Source organism: Aeromonas popoffii, assembly GCF_037818705.1.
GTDB classification, from domain to species: Bacteria; Pseudomonadota; Gammaproteobacteria; order Enterobacterales; family Aeromonadaceae; genus Aeromonas; species Aeromonas popoffii.
The window spans coordinates 734958-747325 of record NZ_CP149129.1; the positions used below are offsets into that span (position 1 = coordinate 734958).

At 58.6% G+C, this 12368-nt stretch carries 10 protein-coding genes; 2 read left to right on the forward strand and 8 right to left on the reverse strand.

Annotated elements, in window-relative coordinates; all coding sequences use genetic code 11:
* Window positions 1-52 precede the first annotated feature (52 nt).
* From WJM78_RS03515 to WJM78_RS03550, 8 genes are all read right to left on the reverse strand, one after another.
* Entirely contained in the window at window positions 53-2224 is a 2172-nt protein-coding gene (locus WJM78_RS03515; protein WP_339013625.1) for a methyl-accepting chemotaxis protein, read from the reverse strand.
* A gap of 72 nt (window positions 2225-2296) precedes the next feature.
* Window positions 2297-2869, reverse strand: a complete 573-nt coding sequence (locus tag WJM78_RS03520) for a chemotaxis protein CheW (protein WP_339013628.1) — start codon at window positions 2867-2869, stop codon at window positions 2297-2299.
* A 12-nt stretch (window positions 2870-2881) separates the two neighbouring features.
* Complete coding sequence (locus WJM78_RS03525; RefSeq protein ID WP_339013631.1) at window positions 2882-4804, reverse strand: methyl-accepting chemotaxis protein; 1923 nt, start codon at window positions 4802-4804, stop codon at window positions 2882-2884.
* Between the two features lie 15 nt (window positions 4805-4819).
* Complete coding sequence (locus WJM78_RS03530) at window positions 4820-7033, reverse strand: chemotaxis protein CheA (RefSeq protein ID WP_339013634.1); 2214 nt, start codon at window positions 7031-7033, stop codon at window positions 4820-4822.
* 26 nt (window positions 7034-7059) lie between these two features.
* Window positions 7060-7386 (reverse strand): STAS domain-containing protein, encoded by a 327-nt coding sequence (locus WJM78_RS03535; RefSeq protein ID WP_108537258.1) that lies wholly within the window; start codon window positions 7384-7386, stop codon window positions 7060-7062.
* A gap of 14 nt (window positions 7387-7400) precedes the next feature.
* Window positions 7401-7769, reverse strand: coding sequence for a response regulator (locus tag WJM78_RS03540; protein WP_042034984.1), 369 nt, complete (start codon window positions 7767-7769; stop codon window positions 7401-7403).
* Between the two features lie 9 nt (window positions 7770-7778).
* Window positions 7779-9008 (reverse strand): methyl-accepting chemotaxis protein, encoded by a 1230-nt coding sequence (locus WJM78_RS03545; protein WP_422388429.1) that lies wholly within the window; start codon window positions 9006-9008, stop codon window positions 7779-7781.
* A 295-nt stretch (window positions 9009-9303) separates the two neighbouring features.
* Entirely contained in the window at window positions 9304-10392 is a 1089-nt protein-coding gene (locus tag WJM78_RS03550; protein ID WP_212513772.1) for a ketoacyl-ACP synthase III, read from the reverse strand.
* 204 nt (window positions 10393-10596) lie between these two features.
* On the opposite strand from WJM78_RS03550, the gene WJM78_RS03555 reads away from it, so the two are divergent.
* Together WJM78_RS03555 and WJM78_RS03560 are read left to right on the forward strand one after the other, a co-directional pair.
* A complete protein-coding gene (locus WJM78_RS03555; RefSeq protein WP_108537256.1) occupies window positions 10597-11538 on the forward strand; it encodes a LysR family transcriptional regulator in 942 nt (313 codons plus the stop codon).
* A 129-nt stretch (window positions 11539-11667) separates the two neighbouring features.
* Window positions 11668-12276 (forward strand): LysE family translocator, encoded by a 609-nt coding sequence (locus WJM78_RS03560; RefSeq protein ID WP_339013647.1) that lies wholly within the window; start codon window positions 11668-11670, stop codon window positions 12274-12276.
* Window positions 12277-12368 lie beyond the last annotated feature (92 nt).

Sequence of the window (12368 nt, forward strand, 5' to 3'; positions counted from 1 at the left end):
CCCTGTGGTGATCGGGGCGTAGCGGGTGAGCCATGCTCACCCGCTACCTTGCTTAGAACCGAACAAAATCAGCGTCGTTGTGGGGGCGAGGGGAACCATTGAAGCCATCTTGTCCATTGCCGTCGGTGATGAAACGTCCTCGGGTTGTGGCCCGGGGGGTTGTGGTTTTGTGACCCGTGCCGCCCTTGTGTTGCTCCAGGGTAAAGAACTCCATGGCCAGTTGCAGTTGCTCGGCCTGGCTGCTCATCTCCTCTGCTGTGGCCGCCAGCTCCTCGCTGCAGGATGCATTCTGCTGGGTCACCTGGCTTAGCTGATTCATGGCGATATTGATCTGGCTAACGCCGGTGGATTGTTCGGCGGAGGCCGCGCTGATCTCCTGTACCAGATCCGAAGTCTTGTTGATGGAGGGCACCATCTGATCGAGCAGGCGGCCCGCTTTTTCCGCCATGTCGACGCTGCTGGAGGCCAGCTCGCCTATCTCCTGAGCCGCCACCTGGCTGCGCTCCGCCAGTTTGCGGACCTCGGCGGCGACCACCGCAAAGCCCTTGCCGTGATCCCCCGCACGGGCGGCTTCGATGGCGGCGTTGAGGGCCAATAGATTGGTCTGGTAGGCGATGTCATCAATGATGCCGATTCGTTTGGCGATCTGTTTCATGGCATCGACCGTGAGCTTGACTGCTTCACCGCCTTCCACGGCCTCCTTGGCCGCCTTGCTGGCCATGCCATCCGTGACCTGAGCGTTGTCTGTGTTCTGGTTGATGCTGGCACTCATCTGTTCGATGGAGGCGCTGGTCTCCTCCATGCTGGATGCCTGCTCACTGCTCGACTGACTGATAGATTGGGCGGTGGCGCTGACTTGTTCCGAGGCACTGGAGAGGTTATCGGACGCGCTCCGCACCTCGGTCACTATGTTGGTCAGCGAGATGATGGTTTGATTGAGGGAGTCCTTGGTCGTGCCAAATACCCCGGGGTAGTCGGCCACGATCGTTTGGGTCAGATCTCCCCGAGCCAGGCATTGCACCACCCGGATCACGTCGTTGAGACTGGTGTCTATCACCTCTGCGATGCGGTTGATGCCTTCCCCCAGGGTCTGGAAGAAACCACTCTTGCCCACCAGATCCATGCGTTTGTGCAGCTCCCCGTTGATCACCGCCTGCACAATCTCCGACATCTCCCGCTCGATCGCGACCTCCTTGGTGCGATCAGACCACTCGACCACGGAGCCCAGCCGCTCGCCATCATCGCTGAACACTGGGTTGGCAATGAGCGAGAAGGTGCGGCCACCGAGCAGGATCTGGGTCTTGTAGGTATTGCTCAGCTTGGCCAGCATGCCGCGCTGATGGCCGGGATTTTTGTGAAAACTGTCGATGTTAGCCCCCATCAGGGTGGACGAATTGAAGCTGAAGAGATCCTTCTTGATGTCGGACTCGGCCAGGCTAAGCATCTCCTTGACCGATTCGTTCATGTAGATGATGTTCAAATCTGTGTCGGCAATCATCACGTTGGTACTGGCGCCATCCAGCGCTCTTTTGACTCGCAGGCTTTCGGCGGCGGCGAGTTTGGCCGCCGCGTTGGCCGCTTTCACCTCATTTTCGATGGCGATCTCCTTGGTGCGATCAGCCCACTCCACCACTGAACCGAGCCGCTCTCCGCTATCGTTGAAGACAGGGTTGGCGATCAGGGAGAAGATGCGGCCACCGACCGAGATCTGCGTGCGGTAGGTTTTGTCCAGCTTGGCCAGCATGCTGCGCTGGTGGGACGGATCCTTGTGAAAGGTGTCTATATTCTTGCCCATCAGCTGTCTGGTATCGAAGTTGGGCAGATCCTTGCGGATGTCGGACTCCGCCTGCCCCAGCATGGCGAGCACGGCTTCATTCATGTAGACGATGTCTAGGTTGGTATCGGCGATCATCACATTGGTCGAGGCACCATCCAGAGCCTTGCGCACCCGCAGGTTCTCGTCATACAGGGCCTGGTTGGCGCTGATGGCCGCCAGCCCGCTGTTGAGCCGCTGGCCCAGCAGCGTGATTACCTGGTTGAACTCCTGACAGAGTTCCCGCAGCGGGCCATCCAGTGTGCCCAGTTCCAGCAGGAACGGCTGTTCACCCTGCGCGATCCCCTGCGAAATAGTGCGAGTAGCCCCGATCAACTGGGTCAGTTGTGCTTGTTGCAAGGTATGAGCGCTACCGTTGCCGAAGAGATTGCCAAAGAATGATTGAGTCATGGGCCTGATCCTTGTGCGACATGTCATTGCTGTGTGGTGTGAGCGACACTCTCGTTGTTGTTGATGTTTGGGTTATGGCGTTGGCTGTTTCTGTTCCAGCAGCCGTTCCTGCTGCTGGGTCAGTTCACTTAGTTGTGTCATCTCGTCGATGGAGAGCACCTTCTCGGTATTGATGAGGATGACGAACTTGCCATTCACCTTGCCCATACCGCTGATGAAATCGGCCCGGATGAGGGCGCCAAAACTGGGCGGTGGCTCTATCTCGTTGCAGGGAATGGTCAGCACTTCCGAGACCGAATCCACCACGACCCCAATGTCCTGATTGCCGTGCTCGGGATCATCCGGGTGCATCCCTTCGATGATGACGATGCAACTACGGCGGGTGATGCTGGAGGGGGCATTGCCAAAGCGAGCGTTGAGGTCCACCACCGAGACCACTGCCCCCCTGAGGTTGATCACGCCGCGGATGAAGCTGGGCATCATGGGGATGGGAGTGATGTTGCCGTATTCGATGATTTCTTTGACCCCGAGAATGTTGATGGCAAACATCTCACCCTTGATCAGGAAGGTCAGATACTGGGCATCGCCCTGATTGTCATGAGCCAGCGTGACTGGCTGTGGGACCACTTCGGTTGACATGCTCATGAGTCTCTCCGGTTAAAAGCGGACAAAATCGGCTTCATCAACCTGGGGTTGAGGTACCGTGTTGCCGTGCAGCGGGTGGTGGGCGGGCATGACAAACGTGCCTCTGGGGGACGCTCCCCTGTGCGTACCCTCGCTGAGTTTTGAGGGCCTGACCAGGTTATCCAGCGAGAAGAAGTCCATGGTCTGCTGCAGCTCGTTGGCCTGGGAGCTCATCTCCTCGGCGGTGGCGGCCAGTTCCTCGCTGCTGGCCGCGTTCTGCTGGGTCACCTGATTGAGCTGGTTCATGGCCATGCTGATCTGGTTAGCCGCGCTGGCCTGCTCGCCGGACGCAGCATTGATCTCCTGGACCAGGTCGGATGTCTTGCGAATGGAAGGCACTATCTTGTCGAGCAGACTGCCCGCTTTCTCTGCGGTATCGACGCTGCTGGAGGATAGTTCCCCTATCTCCTGCGCCGCAATCTGGCTGCGTTCAGCCAATTTGCGTACCTCGGCGGCCACTACCGCAAAGCCCTTGCCATGTTCACCGGCGCGAGCCGCCTCTATGGCGGCATTGAGCGCCAGCAGGTTGGTCTGGTAGGCGATGTCATCGATAATGCTGACTTTACGGGCTATCTGTTGCATCGCCGCCACGGTTTGCTGTACCGAGTGACCCCCTTCGGTCGCTTCGAGGACGGCGCTGCTCGCCATGTTGTCGGTCACCTTGGCGTTGTCGGTGTTCTGGTTGATGCTGGCACTCATCTGCTCGATGGAGGCGCTGGTTTCTTCCACGCTCGCTGCCTGTTCACTGGTGGCCTGACTCAGGGACTGGGCCGTGGTGCTGACTTGGCTGGAGGCATTGGTGAGGTTGTCAGCGGCGTTGCGTACCTCTTCAATGATGGCTGTCAAGGCGTCTATGGTGCTGTTGAGACCATCTTTGGTCTGACCAAAAATCCCCGGGTAGGGCTGATCTATCTTTTGGGTGAGATCCCCGCGCGACAGGGCGGTGGCGATGCGCATGACATCCTTGAGGCTGGTATCTGTGACGTTGGACAAGCGGTTCAGCAGCTCGGACAAGCGTTTGGTATAACCCTGCCGATTGTCCAGCGCTATCTTGTAGCTGAAATCCCCTTGCTCGACGGCGGCGGTGACCAGGGTTTCTATGTCGTTGATGAGTGCTGTCAGCTTGTTGACCATATTCTGCATGGCCATCAAGAGTTGACCCGCTTCATCGTTGGTTCCTATGGTAATGGTGACGTCGAGGTTCCCCTCCGCCAGATGGTTGGCCACCTGCAGCGCCTGATTGATGGGGGCAATGATGCTGCGGATGAGCACTATACCAAGCCAGGCCGCCGCCACTATCCCTGCCGTGACCACTACCATCATGGTGAGCAGCATGGCGTCGTACCAGGATTGAGCCTGCTCATATTCGGCTTTGGCCACATCGAGTTGCAGAGTGACCAGCTCAGTTATCTTGTTGCCGATGGGATCGATAGAGCTGTAAAGCTTGCCGTCAAAATCATTGAGGGTACCGGCGATGACTCCGTGCTGGGTCGCTAGAAACTGCTCCAGTTTGGTGATATCGCGATCCGCCGCGTTGAACAGGGTGCCCGCCTCAGCCGATAGTTTCTGCTCGGCTGCGGTCAGCTTGGTGGACTGATAATGCTGCCACTCTTGCTTGATCTGCTGCTGGGCCCGCTGGACCTGTTGCAATGCCTCTTCGGCGCTGATGAGGCCCACATTGGCCTTGTTGACGTTGTCGATGACGGCGACGGCGTAGTTGTCTGAGATGGTTTTCAGCTGTTTGAGCGGCACCACGCGGTCGTTATAAACCCGTTGCAGGCCCTGGTTGCTGCTTTGCATGTTGTAGAGTCCTAGCCCGCCAACGCCTAGTAGCAGCAGGCATAGTAGGCAGAGCAGGATGGTGAGTCGCATTTTAATGGTGGAGTTTCTGAACATAATGGGCTCCTGGCGTTAATTGACTCTTGGTTGAGTTTGCTGGCGAGGAAGGGCGTACTGGCTCAGCTGGCTCAGTTCCTGATCGATGGCATGTTGAATGAGGGAGGGAATATCCAGGATCAGGGCAACCTCGCCACCGCCCAGAATGGTGGATCCGCTGATCCCTTGCAGGCGTTGAAACAGCTTGCCGAGCGGCTTGATCACGGTCTGAAACTCCCCCAGCAGTTCATCGACTACCAGCCCGGATTTTTTGCCGCCGTGACTGACGACCACTATGTTTTCCCTGCGCCCTCTCGCCCCTTCGATATCGAAGTATTGCTGGAGTCGTACGAATGGCAGCACCTCGCCGCGCAGGTTGAGGTAGTTGCGTCCCTGAGTATCGGCCAGCGCACTCTGGGTCAGCTCAACGCACTCGATTACCATGTCGAGGGGGATGACGTAATGTGTGGTGCTAACCCTGACCAAAAAGCCGTCGATGATTGCCAGGGTCAATGGCAACCTGATCTGCACTCGGGTGCCCTGTCCTGGCTTGCTGTCCAGCTCGACGCTGCCGCGCAGGGCCGTGATGTTGCGTTTGACCACGTCCATGCCAACCCCTCGACCCGAGAGGTTGGTGATTGTCTCTGCGGTGGAAAAACCGGGCTCGAAGATGAGCTGGTAGATCTCCTGATCTGTCAAGGCCGCATTGGCGGCGACCAAGCCCCGTTCTTGCGCCTTTTGCAGAATTCTTGCTTTGTTGAGTCCGGCGCCATCGTCCTTGATCTCGATGACGATGCTGCCGGAGTCGTGATAGGCATTGAGGGTCAAAGTGCCCCTCGCCGGTTTGCTGGCGGCGAGGCGCTGCCCCGCCGATTCGATGCCGTGATCCATGGAATTGCGAACCAGATGCATCAGGGGATCACCTATCTTTTCCACCACGGATTTGTCGAGTTCGGTGTCACCGCCTGTGATGACTAGCGCAATGTTCTTGTTCAGTTCTTGGCTTACGTCGCGCACGACGCGCTGGAAGCGGTTGAAGGTGTCCCCAATGGGTACCATGCGCAGGCGCAGGGCGCCATCCCGGATCTCCTCGACCAGCATGGCGATGGTGGAGTTGGCCTCCTGCAACTGGCTGTCCCGTGAGCGTTGGGCTAACAGACTGGCGCCCGAGCTGGCGACCACCAGCTCGCCAACCAGATTGATCAGATCATCCAGCTTGTCGGCATGTACTCGGACGTAGCGCCCCTCTTTGGTTTTATTCTCCTTGTTCTGGTGTTGTTTCTTGAGTGCGGCCTCTACGACCACTTCGTTGACTGCGCCCTGTGCAATCAGGATCTCCCCCAGCTTGCTGCTGTCTGTCTGCGGGCTGTCATGCTGGGTTTGCAGGCCGAGCGCTAGCTCGCTGGCGGTCAGAGCTCCCGTTTTGACCAACAATTGCCCCAGCATATCGTTGTCTTCTGGCAGGTCATTGATGAGCGCTATGTACTCGGCAATTTTGCTGTGAGGGGGCAGTATGGTGATGCGGCAGTCATCGCGTACGAATTCGAACACGTCGCTCAGGGCTCCCTTGTCGGCCTGGGTGTCGACATCGAGTTCATAACCGAGGTAGCAGTTCTCGGGATCGAAATGTTCCCAGTCGGGAAGGGCGTCGTGAAGGGTTTCGATGGCGCAGAGGGTGCCCATGGTGCCGAGGTAGCGCAGAAACGAGGTGGGATCCATGCCATTGCGCAGCACATCCGGGCCAAAGCGCAGCGAGATGTGCCACAACGAGGTGGTGCTGACATGACCCTCTTCCTTGCTGAGCGGCTCTGCGTCTGCTGATGGGGTGCATTCCGTCAACCCGGTCGGGCGGGTCGCCTGATGGCGTGCCAAATTTAGCCGCAATTGAGAGTCCAGAGCCTGTTCGTCACCCCCCAGAGACGCGCCTTGCTCTGCGACCAGATAGACCAGCCGCTCGATATGATCCCGGCTCTCCAGAAGATCCTTGATAAGCGTCGTGGTGATCGCCAGTTGCTGATTGCGCACCTGATCGAGCAAGTCTTCAACTATGTGGGTGAAACTGACGATGGGCTGCAAGCCAAACAGGCCGGCGGATCCCTTGATGGTATGTGCCGCCCGAAAGATAGCACCGATCAGCTCGCTGTTGTCCGGGTCGTTTTCCAACGTCAGCAGGGCGGACTCCATCTCTTCCAGCAGTTCGCGTGCCTCGGCGATGTAGGTTTGCAGGGCCTGATCAAGATTGATGCTCACGAATGACTCCTTGTCACTGGGACTGCCTAGGCGTGATCAGCGTGGGGCATGAGGGTTGGATCGCCAAAGAAGGCTGTCAGTTGACACAGCTCCAGCGCGTCGAGCACCGCATGGCTATGCATTATTAGGTGCAGTGGATAACCGCCCTGTTGCGCCGTTTTCTTGGCAGCCAGCAACAGCTGCAAGCCGGCACTATCCATCTCGGATACTTGGGACAGATCTAGCTCCAGCGCCTGCTGGCGGTAAAGCAGGGGGGTGAGTGCCAGCTTGAGATCGGCGGCTGTATAGATGGTCATATCCCCCGAGACTTTGACCAGCGTCTTGTGTTCACCCGTCTCTATGTGCAGCGGCATTGGTGGCTCCTGACTCAGGGCATGATGAGCTTGGCGACGGCCGCCAGCATCTGATCGGGTTGAAATGGCTTGACCACCCAGGCTTTGGCCCCTGCAGCCTGTCCCTCCTGCTTCTTGCTGTCTTGGGATTCGGTGGTCAGCATGATGACGGGGGTGAATTTGTAGCTTGCCAGTTTCTTGGCCTCCTTGACGAAGCTGATGCCATCCATGTTCGGCATGTTGACGTCGCTGATGATGAGATTGATCTTCTTGCCGTCGAGTTTCCTGAGGGCATCCTTACCATCGCAGGCTTCCATCACCTCGTAACCGGCTCCCTTGAGCGTCATGCCGACGACTTGGCGAATGGTTGCCGAGTCATCCACGATCAGGACTGTTTTGGACATATCTGTCTCCTAGAAAAAAGTAACGTCTGCGCTGCGGGATGAATTCACCATGGGCCGCTGACTGCGGCCATGATGAATGTTGCGTTGTTCATCTGTGGCGTAGGAGAGTTCCATGTCTGCCAGCCAGCTCTCCGCATCTATTTGGATGGGGCCGGACTGGTGTGTTCTATTACGTGAGGAAATCAGATGGTCATTGAGGCTGTCCATGTTCTGGCGTACATGGTTGAGGATTTGACTGACCCTATCCTGGAACTGTAGCGAAACGATGACATCGGAGATCTCGCGGTGGATCCCCGAGCTTTCGCTCTGCAGCAGGGCTGCCGACTCCGCCAAGCTGGTGGTGGCCATGCGAAAGCGCTCCAGCACCTGCTCGATAGCGTGCTCCGAGTCACTGACGGCTGCTTGATCCCGCGCGGCTGCGCTTTCTGCTATCTGGAAGGCTCGGCCAATGCCGCTATTGATGGTTTCGACCTTGTCCGTCATCTTCTGGGCCGTTTCGCTGGAGAGGCGCGACAGGGTGCGCACTTCATCGGCCACCACGGCGAAGCCGCGACCGGCCTCGCCAGCCCGAGCCGCCTCTATTGCAGCATTGAGCGCCAGCAAGTTGGTCTGGGAAGCAATTTTGGCCACATCGAGCGCCATGGTATTGAGCTCTATGGTGTAGGCGGTAAGCGTCTTGATTTCCGCCAGCATGGCATCGCGATTGGATTGCGCGGAATGCATGATGGCGAGCACCTGGTTGAGCTGAGCCTGGCTCTCGGCCAGTACGGCGGCCATGCCCGCCGATTTTGTCCCGCCCAGATTTCCGGCGGCATTGTGAGAGGCGGCTACCGCCTCTTCCAGCTTGGTGGTGAGCCCGGAGAAGCGCTGGGTCAGATCGATCATGGCCCCTTCGGTCTGCTGACGAGAGCTCTCAATTTGCTGTGACCAGATGGGGACGGCTTTCTCGCACACTTGCTCGAGCCCAATAATGGAATGGCTGAGCTGGGCGGCAGACCAGGTATGGGCAGCCTCCTCGTCGTGATGGCTTGCCTCCGGCTTGTTGTGATAGTGATGGGAGCACCAGAGGGCTGCGCCCAGGGCCAGCACGCCGTTGGCCAGCAGATAAGACAGAGGGCTGCCAGCGAGAACTAGCAGCAGGATGCTGAGCAGGCCTATGCCTAGGCAGCATGCCCAACTCACGGGGTCCCAGAATGCAATTGTCTCTGCCGTCTTGTGATCTGTCATACGCAAACTCATCCCTGCACGTGAGTCGAGGCGGGAGCAAGCTGTTATCCCACTGGTGTCAGAGAGGATGAACCACGCCCGAACCCATTAATTACAAATGGCTCAATAAGGTTAGCGCAAAAAAATAACTTGGTTGCAAGTCGCCCCAATTCAGCGGGGACTACTGATAAAGCTGGAATATGGAGGCAGCCGACGGGGGCTTTGGCGAAATGAGATCGCTGTGACGTGGCGGATAACGAAGCGTGGGGATAGCGGGGAGGCAAGCACAGATAAAAAGGAGCCTGATAACTCAGGCCCCTGATAAGGATTAGCCCTCGTTGGCGTGGGCCTTCTGGCAACCTTCTACCGCATGGGCAATCAGCTCAAGTGCGCTCTTGTTGCACGGGGGCAGTTCGGCATCACAGGAGTTGATGGGGGTGACGCGATCGCCCCACTTGATGATGGCAGCGCCCCAGGTCAGACCGGCACCGAATGCGGCGGTCAGCAGATAGGAATTCGGCTTGACGCGGCCTTGCTCCAGCGCTTCGCACAGGGCGATGGGGACTGTGGCAGCGGAGGTATTGCCGTAGTTCTCTATGTTGACCATCACCTTATCCATGGGCGCGTTCATGCGCTTGGCCAAGGTTTCGATGATGCGGATGTTGGCCTGGTGCGGCACGATGAGATCGATTTGCTCAGGTGTAATTCCGGCTTGGGTGAGTGCGCAACTGGTCGCTTCACCCATGCCGCGCACCGCGCGCTTGAAAATCTCCTGGCCTTCAAAGTTGAAGGTAAACAGACCGTCGATATCGGCAAAACGCACCCGATCGGTACCAAAGTTAGGTACGTGCAGGATCTCCCTTGCTTCGCTGTCACAGCCGAGTTTGTTGGCAATCAGGCCGCACTCCTGCTCGCTCGCCTCGATGATCACCGCACCAGCGCCATCACCAAACAGCACTGCGGTATCGCGGCGGGTCCAGTCCAGCAGGTAAGTCAGGCGCTCGGCACCGATCACCAGCACCTTCTTCATCATGCCGGTTTGCACTAATGAAGTGCCGACCGAGAGGGCGTAGACAAACCCGGTACAGGCCGCATTGAGGTCGAACACGGCCGCATTGACGGCGCCCAGTTTCTGCTGCACCGCAGAGGCTGCATTGGGCGCGAGCGTATCAGGTGTCGCCGTTGCCAAGATGATGCCATCGAGATCGCTGGCTGCCAGGCCTGCACAGGCCAGGGCGCGGCGACTGGCCAGGGTGGCGAGATCCGAGGTGCTGACATGGGAGATCCGGCGGGCCTTGATACCGGTACGCGGATAGATCCATTCATCCGACGTATCCATGATGGTGCTGAGGTCATCGTTGGTCAGCACTGAGGGAGGCAGACATTTGCCCCAACCGGTGATATTGGCGTATTTCATCTTGTTACCGCTTCTCAAAGTGGATCGCCCGCGGGCGGAAAATCGCGCAATTATGCCGCACGGACCAACCACTGTCATCTTGTGGCCATGGTTATCTGGCAGGGAAGAGGCGTAAAACCGCCGAAAATAGCGGGAGATTTTGCTTAAAGTCGAGGACTCGCCTGCCCTAAGATAGGGTTTTCCACCATCCTATGGGGCCGCCCCTTGCACAAAGCCAACCTCAATCTGCTGCCCACCCTCAAGGTGCTGCTGGAGACCCGTAACATCAGCCGGGCAGCTGAGCTGCTGCACCTTAGCCAGCCCTCCATCAGCAAGCAGCTAAGTCAGTTGCGCAACGAGTTTGGCGATGACTTGCTGGTGCGGGAGGGGCAGCGTTGGCTACTGACGCCACGGGCCGAGACGCTGGCGGCGGCCTTGGCGGATTCCCTCGGTGCGCTGGATCGGCTCTACGAAGCACCGGGTTTCGACCCCGGTCGCTGCGAGCGGGTGTTTCGGCTTGCCTCGTCCGATTACGTGGCCCAGCACATCCTGCCCGATATCTGCGCCGCGCTGGCCAAAGAGGCGCCGCTGGCGGCGCTGGAGTACAGCTTGTGGGACAAGCGCCAGTTGCCACAGCTGTGGCAGTCAGAGCTGGATCTGGTCTCCACCATCACGGATCTGGTGCCGGAGCAGATCCGTGGCCTGCATCAAGGAGAAGACCGGCTGGTGGTGCTGATGGGGAGTCACCATCCGTTGGCGGGCAAGGTGCTGAGTCTGGATCACTACCTCGCCTGGCCCCATCTGCAGGTGAGCGGCGGCGGCGACAAGGACAGCCCGGTGGAGCAGGTGCTGGCGCCGCAGGGGCTTACCCGGCGCTGGTTTGCCAGGGTGCCCTTCTTTCAGGCCGCAGTCGAGGTACTGCTGCGCACCGACTGTCTGATGACCACCCCGGCTCATATCGCCTGGCAACTTTCACGTGAGCACGATCTTACATTCTGTGATCTGCCGTTTGCCACCCGCCCCCAGCAGTATCATTTGCTGTGGCACCAGCGCCATCATCAGGATCCGGCTCACAAGTGGTTTCGCGATCTGGCCTACCCCTTCTTGCGCGAACACCTGCAAAGCACTGTCGCCGAGGGTCGCAAGCTGTTGGCTGGCGTCAGCTAACCGCAGTCGGTTGCGCCAACCTATAGCCAATGGCTATGGGATCTATTCATAACTTTCACTTCTGGCATAACTGGCCACCCCTTACCCTGAGCTCCGCTGCTGATATTCGGTTTACAGATAGGGAAAGATATGGAATTGACGAGTTGGCTGGCACTGGCCGCAATCTGCGTGATGGGGGCCATCAGCCCGGGGCCGAGCCTGGCGCTGATCATCCGTAACACGGTGCAGGGAGGGCAGGGCCACGGGGTGGCGACGGCCTTGGGTCATGGCTTCGGGGTCGGGATCTATGCACTGATTACCGCGCTGGGGCTCTCCGTGCTGATCACCCAGACCCCGCTGCTGTTTGATCTGATCCGCTACGGTGGCGCCGCGTTTCTCGCCTGGCTCGGCATCAAGGCGCTGCTTGCCAAGCCCGCCAGTGAGTCGGTCGAGGAGGTGGTACACCAGCTGCATGGTCGTCAGGGCGCCTTTGAAGGCTTTATGGTCGCCTTTCTCAACCCCCAGCTCGCCATCTTCTTTATCGCCCTCTTCAGCCAGTTCGTACGGGCCGACACCGGTTGGAACGAGGGGGGGATCATGATGCTCACCGCAGGTGGCATAGATGCTATCTGGTACGTGCTGGTGGCGCTGTTGCTCTCCCGCGGGCCGGTGCTGGCCTGGCTCAAGGCCAAGTCCTCCGTCATCGACAAGGTGAGCGGCCTGGTGCTGCTGGGGCTGGCCTTGAAGGTGGTGCTCTGAGGTTCACTTGTCAGTGGCTCGCGCGATGACAGGGCAGGGCTGCTGAATGAATATCCGGCTCCGCGGCAGGGACTGTGAGCACGGGACGCTGA

Bases quoted from the DNA above. Each gene is read 5' to 3' on its own strand.
- WJM78_RS03540 (WP_042034984.1), bottom strand. From the start codon at position 7,769: ATGTCCAAAACAGTCCTGATCGTGGATGACTCGGCAACCATTCGCCAA.
- WJM78_RS03545 (WP_422388429.1), bottom strand. From the start codon at position 9,008: ATGAGTTTGCGTATGACAGATCACAAGACGGCAGAGACAATTGCATTC.
- WJM78_RS03560 (WP_339013647.1), top strand. From the start codon at position 11,668: ATGGAATTGACGAGTTGGCTGGCACTGGCCGCAATCTGCGTGATGGGG.
- WJM78_RS03525 (WP_339013631.1), bottom strand. From the start codon at position 4,804: ATGTTCAGAAACTCCACCATTAAAATGCGACTCACCATCCTGCTCTGC.
- WJM78_RS03520 (WP_339013628.1), bottom strand. From the start codon at position 2,869: ATGAGCATGTCAACCGAAGTGGTCCCACAGCCAGTCACGCTGGCTCAT.
- WJM78_RS03535 (WP_108537258.1), bottom strand. From the start codon at position 7,386: ATGCCGCTGCACATAGAGACGGGTGAACACAAGACGCTGGTCAAAGTC.
- WJM78_RS03515 (WP_339013625.1), bottom strand. From the start codon at position 2,224: ATGACTCAATCATTCTTTGGCAATCTCTTCGGCAACGGTAGCGCTCAT.
- WJM78_RS03550 (WP_212513772.1), bottom strand. From the start codon at position 10,392: ATGAAATACGCCAATATCACCGGTTGGGGCAAATGTCTGCCTCCCTCA.